Here is a 13,406-nt window from a genome sequence, read left to right on the forward strand (position 1 = left end):
AAAATAGGTTTCCTTCTGGGGGTCGCGTGGGAGGGGTTCTCGGGGGCTGTCGGGAGGACTAAGTACGGCCGGGGGGTACGCGTGGATACATGAGTAGCCGGGCTACGATTTCGTCGATGTCCACGTACGCGATTCTCGGCTGCGGGAGCGTCGGGCACTCCGTCGCGGAGGAGCTCGTCGAACGGGGGAAGGACGTGCTCATCGTGGACAAGGACGAGTCGCGCGTCGAGGCGTTGCGCGACCAGGATTTGAACGCGCAAGCCGCCGACATCCGGGACGACGAGGTCGCGGAGCTCGTTGACGACCGGGACGTGGTGCTCATCATGTCCTCGGATATCGAGGCGAACGAGGCCGCGGTGGAGAACATCCGCGACCGGAACGAAGACCAGTTCGTGGTCGCGCGCGCGAGCGACCCGGTGACGGCGGACGAACTCACCGAACTGGGCGCGGACGTGGTTATCAATCCGTCAAACGTTATCGCGGACGCGGCGTTGCGCGCGCTCGAATCCGGCGAACTGGAGTACAAGGCCCGTCAGCTCGCGGACGTCATCACGGCGTCGACGAGCAAACTCGCGATTCTGACGCACGACAACCCCGACCCGGACTCCATCGCGTCCGCGGCGGCGTTGCGGTCCATCGCGGAACACCTCGGCGCGGAGGCGGACATCCTCTACTTCGGCGATATCGGCCACCAGGAGAACCGGGCGTTCGTGAATCTGCTCGAACTCGAACTCACGCCGTACGACTCCGTCGACATCTCGGAGTACGACACCGTCGCGCTCATCGACCCGGCGAAAGCCGGCGAACTACAGGTCGAGGTGGACGTTGACATCTACATCGACCACTACGAGACGGAAGGCGAGGTGGCGGCGGAGTTCGTGGACGTGCGGCCGAACGTCTCCTCGACGTCCACGATTCTCACGAAGTACATCCAGGAGTTCGACCTGAGCGTCGACCAGGCGGTCGCGACGGCGCTCCTGTACGGGATTCGGACGGAAACATTGGATTTCCGGCGGGACACGACACCCGCGGACCTCACGGCCGCGGCGTATCTGTACCCGTTCGCGGACCACGACACGCTCGAACAGGTCGAGAGTCCGAACATGAGCCCGGAGACGCTGGACGTGCTCGCGGAAGCCATCACGAACCGCGAGGTACGCGGCAGCCACCTCGTCAGTGATGCGGGATTCATCCGGGACCGGGATGCGCTTGCACAGGCCGCCCAGCAACTCCTCAATCTGGAGGGTATCACGACGACGGCCGTGTTCGGCATCGTTGACGACACCATCTACCTCGCGGCACGCTCGAAGGACATCCGGCTGAACATCGGGAAAGTCCTGCAGGACGCGTTCACGGACATCGGGGAGGCCGCGGGGCACTCGACGCAGGCGTCCGCAGAAATCCCGCTCGGCATCTTCACGGGCATCGAATCCTCGGAGGAGAACCGCGAAACCCTACTGACGCTGACCGAGGAGGCGGTGAAGCGAAAACTGTTCGACGCGATGGGCGTCGAACAGGAGTCGAGTACGCAGAACGGCAGTTAGTCCTTCCGCTTGACCATGTCGCCGAGCGTGAGGCCCGACCCCTCGCTCTCGGAACTCCAGTCCTCGTCCCCGCTCGACGACTCCGTGAGCGTGATCGAGAGGTGTTTTTCGAGTTTGCGCCGAACGTCGTCGCTCGGGAGCATGCTGCCGCGTTCGAGTTTGCGGACCAGACTGGCCTTCTCGCTTATTTCTTTGGCGAGTTCCTCCTGACTGAGTCCGGCGGACTCGCGGGCGTTCCGGATGCGGTCGTCGTAGTCCGACGCCATTTCCTCCATTTCGTCGAACATGTCTCGGCGCCGGGTCTTCGACGACCCGCCCGATGAGCCGCCCGAACTACTGGTGCCGCCGGACGAGCTGCTGGAGGACGTGGAGTACTTGGTGGACGTGGAGGACGACGACTCGGTCTTCACTTCGGTGCCGAAGTCGGTGCAGTCGTCGCAGACGTCGAGTTCGGCGCCCTCGACCTTGATGGTCTTGGGGGACGCCGTCTCCGCGCCACACATCTCGCATTGAACCATACTGAAGCTAGCCGCGGGAGCGGCTTAAAACGCACGCCGCCGACTATTCGAGGTCGCGCCACGCGCCGAGGAATCGCTGGAGGGCGGTGAGGTGACCGATGACGGCGAACAGGCCGAGCAGCCACGCGACGACGCTCACGTCCGCGACGACGGGAACGACGACGGAGATACCGCCGGTGAGGCAGACGAGCGCGAGTCGGTCCGCGCGTCCGAGGAGGCCGCCGTACTGGCGTTCGAGGCCGACGGCTTCGGTCTGCGTGCCGAGGTACGAGGTCATCAGAACGCCGGTGACCGCGGCGAACCCGAGCGCGTACTGGTCGATTCCTGCCGCGAGGCCGGCGATGATAACCACGTCAGCGTAGCGGTCGAGGACGTGGTCAAGGAGGTCGCCGGCGGGGCTGTCCGTGTCGAGTTCGCGCGCCACCGCGCCGTCGAGCAGGTCCAGCATCCCGTTGAGGAGGACGAGCACGGCGCCGACGCCGTACCACCAGTCGGGACCGGGGCCTGCCCGATAGAACGCGCCGGCGGCGAGCACGGCGAGCGCGAACGCGGCGACGCTGATGCCGTCTGGTGTGAGGTTCAGGCGGACGGACAGCCTGACGAACGGTCGGAGGATGCGGGAGGCGAGCGAGCGGTACTGGTCGAGCGTCATAGGTAGTCGGTGAAGTCCACTCGGCCGGCGCTCGGGTCGCGGTCGCCAGCGAGCACGGCTTCAACGTCGCCCGCGACTTCTTCGGGCGGTCGGTTCGACGTGTCTATCTCGTAGACGTGCGCCTCGCCGAACTCCGCGACGGCCTCCGAGAGAATCACGTCGAGAGCCTCTGATTCGGCGTTCTCCCGGGCTTTCGGTTCTGGTTCACCGCGCTCCCGGAGGCGCTGGTCGAGTTCGCGCGGGTGACAGCGCAGCACGATACACAGGTCGGCGTCGAAGTAGTGCGCGAGGTGGCTGTCCACGAGCACGTCGTCCCGGCCGTCCAGCCACTCCTGGGCGGCGTCGACGTCGACGACGAGGCTGTCGCGCTCCTCGTCCAGTTCCGTGTAGAGGTCGTGCTCGCGAATCTCGTCGTTCAGGTGAACCACGTCCAGGTCGGTGTCCACGAGGTCGGTGACGGTCGTCTTCCCCGTTCCGGGCGTGCCCGTGACCGCGACTCTCATTCGGCGAGCACCTCGTTCAGTTCCTCGACGACCGTCTCGGTCTCCGCCTTCGTGCCGCACGTGATGCGGATGCAGTCGTCCAACCCGAAGCTCGTGCAGTCGCGGACGATGACGCCGCGGTGCTTCAGCGCCTCCGCGACGGCCGCCGCGTCCCCGACTTCGACGAGCACGAAGTTCCCGTGGCTCTCGAACACGCGGGCGTCGATGTGCTCGGTCATGTACTCGCGCGCCCACGCCGCGGCCTCCACCGTGCGCTCGACGTGCTCGTCGTCATCCATCGCGGCGAGGCCGGCGCGACACGCGACGAGGTTCGCGGCGAACGGCGTGTTCACGCGCCGGTACGCTGCGGCCCACTCCTCGGGAACGAGCGCGTATCCGAGGCGGAGGCCTGCGAGCCCGTACGCCTTCGAGAACGTTCGGAGGACGGTGACATCCTCGCGCTCACGGACGAGGTCGATGGCGCTCGGCGCGTCCGTGAACTCGCCGTACGCCTCGTCCACGACGACGAGCGTCTCCTTGTCGGTTGCGTCCGCGATTTCCTCGACGGCGTCGAGGGTGAACCGGCCGCCGCTGGGGTTGTGGGGGCTGGTGAGGAAGACGACGCGCTCGCCGTCGTACGCGTCGAGAACGGCGTCAGCGGTGAGCGAGAAGCCGTCGTCGCGCTCGACGGGATAGGTTTCGACGCCGCCGTGGTGGAAGCGCGCGGTCATCCCGTAGTACGAGAATCCGGGGTTGGGAACGAGCACGCGGTCGTCCGGTTCGAGGGTGGCGCGCGCGAGGTAGTCGAGCGCGCCGTCCCCGCCGTTCGCGAGCCAGACCTGGTCTGCGGTCACGTCCCAGCGCTCCGCGATGCGCGCGACGAGGTCGGCGTGGTCGGCGGTCGGATAGTGGTGGACGTCGGTCGCGGTCTCGCGGACGGCCTCCGCCCCGAGCGGGCTGGGGCCGAACATGTTCTCGTTCGACGCGAGCTTCACGAACTCCGAGGGGTCGCGGCCGAGCTCGCGCGCGACCTCCTCGATTCCCCGACCAGCCTCGTACTCGACGTGGTCGGAGAGGTCCCGTGGATGCATGGGTGAACCGAGCGCCCGGGCGGCCTTAAGCCTCCCTACAGCCAGTCGGCGACGGAGGCGACTCGCCCTCGCCAAGCGAGTCCCGGCGGGTTTCAAGTCGCCGCCGCTCCATCGGGGACTATGGCACTCACCGAGACAGCCGTGTACGCGTTCCACCTGGTGTTCGCCTCGCTCTGGACGGGCAGCGTCCTGTTCGCGGCGTACGCCGTCGTCCCGCTCGGCCGCTCCGGCGACGCTACCCCCGACATCCTCACCGCCATCGCCGGCAAGCTCGGCCTCATCAACCGCCTGTCGAGCGCGCTGATGCTCCTCTCCGGCCTCGGCCTCTGGGTCGTTCTCGACTACACCAGCCGATTCCCGGACGACCCGAACAGCCACCTCGTCCTCACGATGGTCGTCCTCTGGTTCGTCCTCACCGGCCTCGTCGAGGTCGGCGTCTCCCGGCTGAAGGACGCCTCGGACTCCGAGAAGGTTCGCACGCCCGCGGAGAACGCGCGGCCGTTCCTCCTCGCCGCCGCGCTCGTCGGCGTCCTCCTCCTGCTCGACGCCGCCGCGCTCGCCGGCAACCTCGTTTAAGTATCCGGCCGCCCTTCCGCCGCACATGGCATCACTCACGAGCGGTCTCGTCCTGTTCGTCATCAGCCTCCTCGTCGGCGGGTTCGGCATCTACGTCGGCGGGCGCGTCGTCGCCGGCGTCGACGACTACAGTCACGCCGTCCTCACCGCGCTGGTCGGCGCAATCGTCTGGGCGATTACCGCGACGTTCCTCGCCTGGATTCCCCTCCTCGGCCCCGTCCTCGTGTTCCTCGCCTACCTCTGGGTCGTGAAACACCGGTATCCCGGCGGCTGGGTGAATGCCGTCCTCATCACGCTCGTCGCCTGGCTCACGCTGGTCGTCGTGCTCGCGTTCGCGGAATCGTTCGACGCGTTCGAGAAGGAGTTCGACGCGTTCGGCGTCCCCGGAATCTAACTCAGGCGCGTTCGACGGTGTGTTCGAGGGTGCCGACGCCCTCGATTTCGACCTCCACGCGGTCGCCATCGGTGAGTTCGTTCACGCCCTCGGGCGTGCCGGTGATGACGACGTCGCCGGGTTCGAGCGTGAGATAGCTCGTGATTTCCTCGATGAGCTCCGGAATCTCGAAGATGAAGTGCTCGATGCTGGAATCCTGGCGGGTCTCGCCGTTCACGCGAAGCGAAATCGAGGCATCCGCGGGGACGTGTTCGGGGTCGGCGAGGACGGGACCGAGCGGGCACGCGCCGTCGAACGCCTTCCCGCGCACCCAGTTCTTCTCCGCGTCCTGGTCGTCGCGGTTCGACACGTCGTCCGCGATTGTGTAGCCCGCGATGTACTCCTCGGCGTCCGCGGCGTCGACGTTCTTCGCCTGCTCGCCGATGACGACGGCGAGTTCGGCCTCGTGCTCGCAGTACTTCCCCTCGGGGAGGGTGACGGTCGCGCCCGGGCCGGTGACGGCGTTCGGCGGCTTCAAGAACAGGAGCGGGCGGTCGGGGACGTCCTCGCCGCGCTCCGCCGCGTGCTTCGCGTAGTTCCGGCCGACGCAGACGACCTTCGACGGGTCGGTCGGCGGCAGGACCTCCACGTCGTCGATGTCGTAGGTTCGGCCGCCGAAGGACACTTCATCGCCGTGGTACTCGCCGTCTCGAACTGCGCCCGCGGGGTCGCGGAATCGGACGTGATGCATACCTACGCGTTCGAGACGCGGGGCGTAAGCGTTGTGGAAACGGAGGGCCGCGAGTCGGCGGTACGATTTATGGGCCGCACGTTCGTACCACCAGACGCAATGGAACTCACTTGGTACGGCCACGCGACATGGGGCGTCGAAGTCGGCGACACGAGCCTCCTCATCGACCCGTTCTTCGACAACCCGAAGACGGACACGGACCCGGAGGAACTCGACCCCGACTACGTCCTCGTCACGCACGGGCACGCGGACCACATCGCGGACGCGGACCGCTTCCGCGGCGCGCACTTCGTCGCGACGCCCGAAATCATCAGCTACCTCACCGACGAGTACGGCGTCGAGGACGGCACGGGAATGAACCTTGGCGGCACCTTCGAGGCCGGTGACGCGTTCGTCACGATGGTGCGCGCCGACCACTCGAACGGCATCGACACCGACTACGGCGCGACCGGCGGGATGCCCGCCGGGTTCGTGATTTCGGACACGAAACCCACGCAGGTCGCCGACGCCGAATCTACGACGTTCTACCACGCAGGCGACACCAGCCTCCACTCCGAGATGAAGGACGTCATCGCGCCCTACCTCGAACCCGACGCCGCCGCCGTCCCCGCCGGCGACCACTTCACCATGGGTCCCTGGCAGGCCGCCGTCGCCGTGGACTGGCTCGACGTCGACCACGCGTTCCCGATGCACTACGACAGCTTCCCGCCCATCGAAATCGACACCGACGACTTCGTGAAGGAAGTCAAAGCCACCGGGAGCGACGCCGAACCCCACGTCCTCGACGGCGACGAGACCTTCACGCTCTAACGGTCGCGCACCCAATCGAGGCTACGCGTACCGAAGGGACAACGCTTACCTATTTTCCGGGCGACCACTCGAACGCAATGACAGACATCGACATCACCAGCACCTCGGAAGAGGGCTTCGTCACGCGCTCCCGAATCGGCGACTTCGAACTCACCATCGACGCCACCGACCAGGAAGGCCCGAACCCCAACGCCACCCTCGTCGCGGACTACGCGTCCTGCTACATCCCCGCGTTCCGCGTCGGCGGCCAGCAGCGCGACTACGACGACCTCGGCAAAATCGAAATCGACGCCGAAGCCGACCTCGACGACGACGACGACCTCGAAGCCATCCGCTTCCACATCAAGGTCGAAGCCGACGTTCCCGAGGACGACCTCGACGACATCGTCGCTCGCGGCGAAGACATCTGCCACGTCCACTCCGCTCTCCGCGAGGAACTGCGCGCGGACATCACGGCGGAAGCGAACGCCTTCTAACGGACTTTTTTACGGCTCGGGGTCGCCTTCGGCGACCCGCTCGCCGCAAAAACCTCCACTAAAAAGGCCGAGCGCGCTCCGCGTTCTGGCGATAAAAATATCGCGGCGAAGCCGCGAGTGAACCGGACGAACGCGGTCCGGAGGACCCGGTAGTTCGTCCGAACGCTATTGTCGAAACCTCCCTCCGTTGCCGTTCCGGCGACGTTGTACCGAGCGCCGGAGGCGACCGGTGCGACTCGTGGACTACGACTGTCTTCTCGCGGTGCTCTCGGATTCGGTTGACCGCACCCTCCCCACGTGTGGGGTCGGGGCGTAATGAGAATTATGCCGTAGAACCGACCGCTTGGACGCGTTCGATGTCCGCTTCCATGCGGATGCTGGCGGGGAGGTCGCGCTCCATCACGCGGCGCGCGAGGTCGTCGTGGCCGTGGATTTCGAGGCGGCGCTGGTAGACAGTGTAGCTCCACGCGCTGTACTTATCGGACTCGTCCCCGTCGAGCGACTTGTACTGGGAGACGTGATAGTTCTCGGGCGTGTCGGAGTGCGGGCCCTTGATTTGTGCGCCTTTCCGTCGGACGTTGTCGCGGATGTCCCGGACGACCCGTTCGAGGGTGTCTCGGTCCCCGCTTGTGAACGTGAGTTTGGTTACGAAGGTCATGGCTGGAACTGGGTAATACGGTACGATGCGGTCCACCGTAAAAAGTGGTGTGCCTTCGCTCTCGCGTGCCACGCACTCGCGCGGGTCCGACATTCACTTAACCCGGAGTCCAGTAACAATACGTAATGACGGTTGAAGCAACCAGCGCCGGTGCGATCCTCTTTCGGGATACGCGAGACCGGCGCGAATACCTCCTCCTCAAAAGCCGACCCGGCGATTGGGAGTTTCCCAAGGGCGGCGTCGAGGGGGACGAAGAACTCCAGCAGACGGCCATCCGTGAGGTCCAGGAGGAAGCCGGTATCGAGGATTTCCGACTCCTCGACGGCTTCCGCGACGACTACGACTACGTGTTCGAGGCGGGCGGCGACCGCATCCACAAGACAGTCCACCTCTTCATCGCGAAGTCCTACGAGGCCTCGGCAGAACTGTCGAGCGAACACTCCGACCTCCAGTGGCGCGACTACGAACAGGCAGTGAACACTATCACGCAGGACGGCCCGCGCGACATCCTCCGGGACGCCCACGAGTTCATCGACGACGAACTTGCAGACGACGCCGACGCGGACGGCGAGAGCGGCGTCGAACAGGAGGGGTAGCGTGCCCGCGGAGTTCAGTTTCGAACTCCGCGTGTGCGCCGCGCTCGAAGCCGACTGGCCGCTCGACGACCGGGAGACCGCGTTCTTCGTCGCGCGCCAGCTCGGGACGCAGCGGCGGCGCTGGGACACCCTGATTCTCGAAGTCGACCCCGACGGATTCAGGGGGCGCGCGCAGTTCGGCGGGAAGCGACTCGACCCAAATCTCCTGTTCGTGTGTCGGAACGCGCCCGCGGACTGGCAGTACTACCGGGACGCGCTCCCGGAGGGCGAAGTGCCGTGGCGGTACGTCCGCGAGACAATTCATCGCGGCGCCGCGCGCGGCGTGCTGGAAAAGCGAAAGCGGAGCGGCCGCATCGAACTCCGCCGCAAACACGCGTACCCGGAGTGGGTCAATCGTATCGTCGCGGTGGAGAACAAGCCCGACCTCGACGCGTCGGCCGCCCGCGCGCTCTCCGACCAACTGGAGCGAGACGTCGCCCTGGGATTGGCGGACGAGGTCTGGGTTGCCACGGAGTCGGGCGACCGCGCGCTCTACGAGGAGATGCCGGTCGAAGCGGGTATTCTCGTGTTCGAGGACGGCGAGCTGGACGTGCGCTGGCACCCGCGAACGCTCGACCCCGCGCGTCCGGGAACGCGCATCCTCGACCGCGGGAGCGATGCGTGCGAGTTCGAGTACGTGTCCGCCGAGCGGAAGGCGAAGCTTCGGTCGTGGCTCGCGGAGCGCGCGTACGAGCGCGGCTGGCGGTCCTACGCCGATACGATGCGGCCCGACTGCCGGCACTTCGACCTCCGACGCGCGGGCGAGGGATACGTGCCGTACTGTCACGCGAAGGGGCGAGAGCAGACCGCGGGCGAGTGCTCGGGGTCGTGCAGGGAGTTCTCGCCCGAACCCCCGCAGTGGCGGCAGAAGGGATGGCCAATCGAGGGCGGGCCCGGACAGACGGTGAAACGCGTGCTGGAGCGACGGCGGGAGCGCGAACGCGAGCGCTAGTCCGCGTGCTCGACAGCGTCACGGGGAACGGCGAGACGGAACGTTGGGACGGTTCGGTAGATGAGTTCGGCGACGCCCTTTCGTTCGAGCGTGCGGAGCGCGCGCCGAACCTCGCCGGTGTCGAACTCCTCGCCGAACTCGTTTTCGAGCGCGTGGAGGACGCTGACGACGCTCTGCGAGCGCTCGTCGGGGTCGGCGAGCACTTCCAGAATCTGTTGTTCGAGGTCGCTGAGGTGGACGCGGAGCGGTTCGTCCTCCCCGACTTCCTCGCCGGTGACGATGGCGCGGGCCTCCGCAGTTGCTCGGATGAGGCTGTCCTCGTCGCGGTAGTAGTAGTCCTTCAGTTCGCCCTCGAGGTACTGGTGGACCTCGCTCCCCGACTCCATCCCCCAGCGCTCCTGGAGGGCTTTGTTCTTCGTGGGCTGGAGTTCCACGATGTCGGCGAGGCGCTCTCGGACCTCCTCGGAGAGACTCATACCCGAAGTCTCGCCGCGGGGGTATTTCGGCCTTCTGAAAGCCCCGAACCCAACCGTTATGCAGTCCGTCGCCGTGCTCCGAGGTATGAGCGACCTCGTCGAACTCGACGTGTCAGAGGGCGTGGCGACGGTGACCGTGAATCGCCCGGAGAGCCTGAACAGCGTGGACGAGCCGACGCTGGACGCGCTCGGTGACGCGTTCGCGGACGCCGCGCGCCGGGACGCCCGCGCGGTCGTGCTCACGGGAGCGGGTGAGAAGGCGTTCGTCGCGGGCGCGGACGTGTCCTACATGGCGGATATCGACACCGCGGAAGCCGAGGCGTACGCGCGGAAGGGCCACGAGCTCACGCGAGCCATCGAGGAGTTCCCCGCGCCCGTCATCGCCGCAATCAACGGCTACGCGTTCGGCGGCGGGCTCGAACTCGCGCTCGCCTGCGACCTCCGCGTCGCCTCCGAGCGCGCCGTGCTCGGGCAGACCGAAATCGACCTCGGTATCGTGCCGGGGTGGGGTGGCACCCAGCGCCTCCCCCGTCTCGTCGGCGACGAGACCGCGCGCCGCATGATTTACTTCGGCGACCGCATCGACGCGACCGACGCCTACGAGGAGGGGCTCGTCGGCGACGTCATCGCCCACGACGAGCTCCGCGAACACGCCCACGACCTCGCGCGCGACCTCGCGGACCAACCCGGGTTCGCGTTGGCCGCCGCGAAGGAAGCCATCAACGAGAGTCACCGCACCACGCTCGACGCCGGATTGGACTTCGAACGCCGTACCTGGGCGGGATTGTTCGGCACGCCCGACCAGCGCGAGGGCATGGCGGCCTTCCTCGAGGACCGCGACCCCGATTTCGACTAAGAACTAAGGCGGATGCCCGCGACTGTCCAGTATGGCAACGCGCATCAAGCTGAACGAGCTCGACGACGCGCTCGAAGGGCTTCCGTATCCGCTCACGCACGGCGACGCCGTCTCCGAACTCGACGGCTACGTCCTCCAGTACGCGGACGGCGAGGAACCGCTCGCGGACGTGGTGGAGCGCTCGGACGAGGACGTGTTCGACGACCCGAGCACGCTCGACGCCGAGATTCGGAACAACCTCCCGACGGAGGCCGTCGGGGAACCAGGGCAGTCCGAGGGAGAAGGCTAAGCCGGGGGGCTTAACTGACGACGTTCGCTAGAGCGGGCATGGAATTCTGCGACGACTGCGGTTCGATGATGCACGCGGAGGACGACCTCTGGGTGTGTGACTCCTGCGGCAACAAGCAGCCGAAGGACCCCGACGCGAACTACGTGCTCTCCGAGGAACAGGAAGCAAGCGACGTCATCGAGACGGACGGCGAGAACACCGGGCTTCCAACCACGGACGCCAACTGTCCCGAGTGCGAGAACGACGAAGCCTACTGGTACATGCAGCAGATTCGGGCGGCCGACGAGTCCGAGACGCGCTTCTTCGTCTGCACCGAGTGCGAACACACCTGGCGCGAAGACGACAACTGAGAGCCGCGTTCCGCGCGTCGGCGCGGTTACTCGGCGTGTTCTTTCTTGAGTGAGAGCGCGGTCCGGTCGAACTCGCAGACGACTTCGTCGTCCTGATTGAGGGCTTCGACGTGCATCGTGACGATGCCGCGTTCGCCGTCGCTGGTCTCGCGCTTGTCGGTGACGGTGCTGCGGGCGGTGATGGTGTCTCCGTGGAAGACGGGCTTGGGGTGTTCGACGTTGTCGTAGGAGAGGTTCGCGACGATGGTGCCGTCCGTCGTATCCGGGATTGTGAGGCCGACAGCGAGGCTCATCGTGTAGAGGCCGTTGACCAGGCGTTCGCCGAACTCGGTGTCGCCGGCGAACTCGGCGTCGAGGTGGAGCGGCTGCTGGTTCATCGTCATGTCACAGAACGATTGGTTGTCGCTCTCGCTGACGGTGCGGGACTTCCGGTGGTCGATGGTTTCGCCGATCTCGAACTCCTCGTAGTACTTTCCGGGCATACCGGGATGGTCGCGTGTAGGCGAGAAAAACCCCGACGGTTCGAACGGCCATCACCCTTTTCGGTGTCAGAGAACCATACTGTAACGAAATATGGCATCACTCTCAACACGCACGAGCGCCCTTCTGGCCGCGCTCCTCGCCGTCGGTGTGCTCACCGGCGCAGCTGTCGCGGCGACAAGCGGGTCCATCACGGCGGACCCGAACACACCGGACGCGACTGCGACGCACACCGTCACCGCCACCATCGACGGCGACGCGGCGGGGTCGTCGTGGAACGGCTTCGAAGTGACGTACGAGCAGACCGACGTGAGTAACGTCGGACAGAACGATATCGCGAAAATCGGCATCGACCGCGGGGACGACGCCGCGGGCGACAGCATCGACGTCGATGTCTCGGACGACCTGAGTAGCGTGAGCGCCAGCAGTAACGGCGAGACGCTCACCGTCGGCCTCGGCGGGAACCACAACATCGGTGAGGGTGACGAGGTCGTAGTCGTGTACGAGAACGTGCAGAACCCGAGCGCGGGCACGTACACTGTCGGACTCGACGTGAACTATCAGTCGAGCGGCGGCGAGACCTCCGCGACGCTGAACATCGAATCCGACACGACCACGACGACTACCACGACAACAGAGGAGACGACCACGCAGACTACAACGGAAGAGACGACGCAAACGACGACTGAAGAGACGACCACGCAGACCACGACGCAAACGACGACTGCGGAGACAACGACGGAGGAAACGACGACGCAATCGTCCGATGAGGAGACGACTACGACGACCGAGGCGGAGGGCGCACGGCACGCATCGGTCGTGTCGACGCCGGACAACGGGAATTCGAGCGCTACGCACGGCGCAATGGCAGTTGTGGGGAGTGCAAACGACGGTTCGTCGTGGACCGGGTTCCAGATAGACTACCGCGGGACGGGTGTCGACGCGAGTAACGTCGGACAGAACGACGTAGTGAAAATTGGCATCGACCGCGGGAACGACAGCGCGGAGACGACCGTCGACGTGAACGTCTCCGACGATCTGAGTAGCGTGAGTATCGGCGGCGACGGGCAGGTCGTCACCGTCGGCCTCGGCGGGAACTACGACCTCTCGCTCGGCGACCAGCTAGTGGTCGCCTACGAGGACGTGGAGAACGGGCCGGCCGGGACGTACGAGGTGCCCGTCGACGTGAACCACCAGTCGAGCGGCGGGTCGGCCGTCGCGACGCTGGCGCTGAGCGCGAACAGCACGACGACAACGACGACGGTGAACGCGGACCAGACCACGACTGAGGGGACGACTGCGGCGATTACGGAGACCGAGACGACGAGCACGACGGCTGAGACGACCGAGTCCAGCGGGAGCACGCCCGGCTTCGGCGTCGCGGCCGCGGTAATCGCCGCGCTCTCAGTCGCGCTGCTCGCCCGCCGCGACAACTAA

19 protein-coding genes are annotated in these 13,406 nt (G+C 66.2%); 11 read left to right on the top strand and 8 right to left on the bottom strand.

Annotated elements, in window-relative coordinates; genetic code table 11:
• The first annotated feature begins 89 nt into the window (after positions 1–89).
• Positions 90–1,544 (top strand): DHH family phosphoesterase, encoded by a 1,455-nt coding sequence (locus U3A55_RS06560; protein WP_330990678.1) that lies wholly within the window; start codon positions 90–92, stop codon positions 1,542–1,544.
• Here U3A55_RS06560 and U3A55_RS06565 read toward each other — a convergent pair.
• From U3A55_RS06565 to hisC, 4 genes are read right to left on the bottom strand one after another with little or no spacing between them, the layout of a single operon-like run.
• Positions 1,541–2,062, bottom strand: a complete 522-nt coding sequence (locus U3A55_RS06565; protein WP_330990679.1) for a multiprotein bridging factor aMBF1 — start codon at positions 2,060–2,062, stop codon at positions 1,541–1,543. The genes U3A55_RS06560 and U3A55_RS06565 overlap by 4 nt on opposite strands.
• 43 nt (positions 2,063–2,105) lie before the next feature.
• Complete coding sequence (locus tag U3A55_RS06570) at positions 2,106–2,714, bottom strand: CDP-alcohol phosphatidyltransferase family protein (RefSeq protein ID WP_330990680.1); 609 nt, start codon at positions 2,712–2,714, stop codon at positions 2,106–2,108.
• Entirely contained in the window at positions 2,711–3,217 is a 507-nt protein-coding gene (locus U3A55_RS06575) for an adenylate kinase family protein (protein WP_330990681.1), read from the bottom strand. Before U3A55_RS06575 ends, U3A55_RS06570 begins: the two co-directional genes overlap by 4 nt.
• The gene (gene hisC / locus U3A55_RS06580) at positions 3,214–4,287 is read right to left on the bottom strand and encodes a histidinol-phosphate transaminase (RefSeq protein WP_330990682.1); all 1,074 of its coding nucleotides are present in this window, start codon (positions 4,285–4,287) and stop codon (positions 3,214–3,216) included. Before hisC ends, U3A55_RS06575 begins: the two co-directional genes overlap by 4 nt.
• Before the next feature lie 120 nt (positions 4,288–4,407).
• On the opposite strand from hisC, the gene U3A55_RS06585 reads away from it, so the two are divergent.
• The gene (locus U3A55_RS06585) at positions 4,408–4,863 is read left to right on the top strand and encodes a transporter (RefSeq protein ID WP_330990683.1); all 456 of its coding nucleotides are present in this window, start codon (positions 4,408–4,410) and stop codon (positions 4,861–4,863) included.
• Positions 4,864–4,888: 25 nt separating this feature from the next.
• The gene (locus U3A55_RS06590) at positions 4,889–5,257 is read left to right on the top strand and encodes a hypothetical protein (RefSeq protein WP_330990684.1); all 369 of its coding nucleotides are present in this window, start codon (positions 4,889–4,891) and stop codon (positions 5,255–5,257) included.
• 1 nt (position 5,258) lies between these two features.
• Here the strand turns inward: U3A55_RS06590 and U3A55_RS06595 are convergent, their stop codons facing one another.
• Positions 5,259–5,987, bottom strand: a complete 729-nt coding sequence (locus tag U3A55_RS06595; RefSeq protein WP_330990685.1) for a fumarylacetoacetate hydrolase family protein — start codon at positions 5,985–5,987, stop codon at positions 5,259–5,261.
• Between the two features lie 99 nt (positions 5,988–6,086).
• On the opposite strand from U3A55_RS06595, the gene U3A55_RS06600 reads away from it, so the two are divergent.
• Both U3A55_RS06600 and U3A55_RS06605 read left to right on the top strand, forming a co-directional pair.
• On the top strand, positions 6,087–6,797 hold the full coding sequence (locus tag U3A55_RS06600) for a metal-dependent hydrolase (RefSeq protein WP_330990686.1): 711 nt from the start codon (positions 6,087–6,089) through the stop codon (positions 6,795–6,797).
• A 77-nt stretch (positions 6,798–6,874) separates the two neighbouring features.
• Positions 6,875–7,273: an OsmC family protein gene (locus U3A55_RS06605; RefSeq protein ID WP_330990687.1), complete on the top strand. Its 399-nt coding sequence runs from the start codon at positions 6,875–6,877 to the stop codon at positions 7,271–7,273.
• Between the two features lie 322 nt (positions 7,274–7,595).
• Here the strand turns inward: U3A55_RS06605 and U3A55_RS06610 are convergent, their stop codons facing one another.
• Complete coding sequence (locus U3A55_RS06610) at positions 7,596–7,931, bottom strand: uS10/mL48 family ribosomal protein (protein WP_330990688.1); 336 nt, start codon at positions 7,929–7,931, stop codon at positions 7,596–7,598.
• 125 nt (positions 7,932–8,056) lie between these two features.
• Between U3A55_RS06610 and U3A55_RS06615 the strand changes: the two genes are divergently transcribed.
• Entirely contained in the window at positions 8,057–8,527 is a 471-nt protein-coding gene (locus tag U3A55_RS06615) for a bis(5'-nucleosyl)-tetraphosphatase (RefSeq protein WP_330990689.1), read from the top strand.
• A 1-nt stretch (position 8,528) separates the two neighbouring features.
• Positions 8,529–9,518 carry a DUF5787 family protein gene (locus U3A55_RS06620; RefSeq protein ID WP_330990690.1) on the top strand — a complete coding sequence of 330 codons (990 nt, stop codon included), beginning with the start codon at positions 8,529–8,531 and terminating at the stop codon, positions 9,516–9,518.
• On the opposite strand, the gene U3A55_RS06625 is transcribed toward U3A55_RS06620, so the two are convergent.
• Positions 9,515–9,994, bottom strand: coding sequence for a DUF5797 family protein (locus tag U3A55_RS06625; protein ID WP_330990691.1), 480 nt, complete (start codon positions 9,992–9,994; stop codon positions 9,515–9,517). The genes U3A55_RS06620 and U3A55_RS06625 overlap by 4 nt on opposite strands.
• Before the next feature lie 85 nt (positions 9,995–10,079).
• On the opposite strand from U3A55_RS06625, the gene U3A55_RS06630 reads away from it, so the two are divergent.
• Genes U3A55_RS06630 through U3A55_RS06640 form a run of 3 tightly spaced genes read left to right on the top strand, consistent with a single transcriptional unit; the run spans position 10,080 to position 11,489 of the window.
• Positions 10,080–10,850: an enoyl-CoA hydratase/isomerase family protein gene (locus U3A55_RS06630; protein WP_330990692.1), complete on the top strand. Its 771-nt coding sequence runs from the start codon at positions 10,080–10,082 to the stop codon at positions 10,848–10,850.
• A 31-nt stretch (positions 10,851–10,881) separates the two neighbouring features.
• Entirely contained in the window at positions 10,882–11,139 is a 258-nt protein-coding gene (locus tag U3A55_RS06635) for a DUF5789 family protein (RefSeq protein ID WP_330990693.1), read from the top strand.
• Between the two features lie 38 nt (positions 11,140–11,177).
• On the top strand, positions 11,178–11,489 hold the full coding sequence (locus U3A55_RS06640) for a transcription factor S (RefSeq protein ID WP_330990694.1): 312 nt from the start codon (positions 11,178–11,180) through the stop codon (positions 11,487–11,489).
• 26 nt (positions 11,490–11,515) lie between these two features.
• On the opposite strand, the gene U3A55_RS06645 is transcribed toward U3A55_RS06640, so the two are convergent.
• Positions 11,516–11,971, bottom strand: coding sequence for a MaoC family dehydratase (locus U3A55_RS06645; protein ID WP_330990695.1), 456 nt, complete (start codon positions 11,969–11,971; stop codon positions 11,516–11,518).
• Positions 11,972–12,062: 91 nt separating this feature from the next.
• On the opposite strand from U3A55_RS06645, the gene U3A55_RS06650 reads away from it, so the two are divergent.
• Complete coding sequence (locus tag U3A55_RS06650) at positions 12,063–13,406, top strand: PGF-CTERM sorting domain-containing protein (RefSeq protein ID WP_330990696.1); 1,344 nt, start codon at positions 12,063–12,065, stop codon at positions 13,404–13,406.

This window comes from Salarchaeum sp. III (assembly GCF_036418315.1).
GTDB lineage: Archaea > Halobacteriota > Halobacteria > Halobacteriales > Halobacteriaceae > Salarchaeum.

Excerpts from the sequence above, each read along its gene's own strand:
- U3A55_RS06560 (WP_330990678.1), top strand. The coding sequence starts at position 90 with ATGAGTAGCCGGGCTACGATTTCGTCGATGTCCACGTACGCGATTCTC.
- U3A55_RS06565 (WP_330990679.1), bottom strand. The coding sequence starts at position 2,062 with ATGGTTCAATGCGAGATGTGTGGCGCGGAGACGGCGTCCCCCAAGACC.
- U3A55_RS06570 (WP_330990680.1), bottom strand. The coding sequence starts at position 2,714 with ATGACGCTCGACCAGTACCGCTCGCTCGCCTCCCGCATCCTCCGACCG.
- U3A55_RS06575 (WP_330990681.1), bottom strand. The coding sequence starts at position 3,217 with ATGAGAGTCGCGGTCACGGGCACGCCCGGAACGGGGAAGACGACCGTC.
- hisC (WP_330990682.1), bottom strand. The coding sequence starts at position 4,287 with ATGCATCCACGGGACCTCTCCGACCACGTCGAGTACGAGGCTGGTCGG.
- U3A55_RS06585 (WP_330990683.1), top strand. The coding sequence starts at position 4,408 with ATGGCACTCACCGAGACAGCCGTGTACGCGTTCCACCTGGTGTTCGCC.
- U3A55_RS06590 (WP_330990684.1), top strand. The coding sequence starts at position 4,889 with ATGGCATCACTCACGAGCGGTCTCGTCCTGTTCGTCATCAGCCTCCTC.
- U3A55_RS06595 (WP_330990685.1), bottom strand. The coding sequence starts at position 5,987 with ATGCATCACGTCCGATTCCGCGACCCCGCGGGCGCAGTTCGAGACGGC.
- U3A55_RS06600 (WP_330990686.1), top strand. The coding sequence starts at position 6,087 with ATGGAACTCACTTGGTACGGCCACGCGACATGGGGCGTCGAAGTCGGC.
- U3A55_RS06605 (WP_330990687.1), top strand. The coding sequence starts at position 6,875 with ATGACAGACATCGACATCACCAGCACCTCGGAAGAGGGCTTCGTCACG.
- U3A55_RS06610 (WP_330990688.1), bottom strand. The coding sequence starts at position 7,931 with ATGACCTTCGTAACCAAACTCACGTTCACAAGCGGGGACCGAGACACC.
- U3A55_RS06615 (WP_330990689.1), top strand. The coding sequence starts at position 8,057 with ATGACGGTTGAAGCAACCAGCGCCGGTGCGATCCTCTTTCGGGATACG.
- U3A55_RS06625 (WP_330990691.1), bottom strand. The coding sequence starts at position 9,994 with ATGAGTCTCTCCGAGGAGGTCCGAGAGCGCCTCGCCGACATCGTGGAA.
- U3A55_RS06630 (WP_330990692.1), top strand. The coding sequence starts at position 10,080 with ATGAGCGACCTCGTCGAACTCGACGTGTCAGAGGGCGTGGCGACGGTG.
- U3A55_RS06635 (WP_330990693.1), top strand. The coding sequence starts at position 10,882 with ATGGCAACGCGCATCAAGCTGAACGAGCTCGACGACGCGCTCGAAGGG.
- U3A55_RS06640 (WP_330990694.1), top strand. The coding sequence starts at position 11,178 with ATGGAATTCTGCGACGACTGCGGTTCGATGATGCACGCGGAGGACGAC.
- U3A55_RS06645 (WP_330990695.1), bottom strand. The coding sequence starts at position 11,971 with ATGCCCGGAAAGTACTACGAGGAGTTCGAGATCGGCGAAACCATCGAC.
- U3A55_RS06650 (WP_330990696.1), top strand. The coding sequence starts at position 12,063 with ATGGCATCACTCTCAACACGCACGAGCGCCCTTCTGGCCGCGCTCCTC.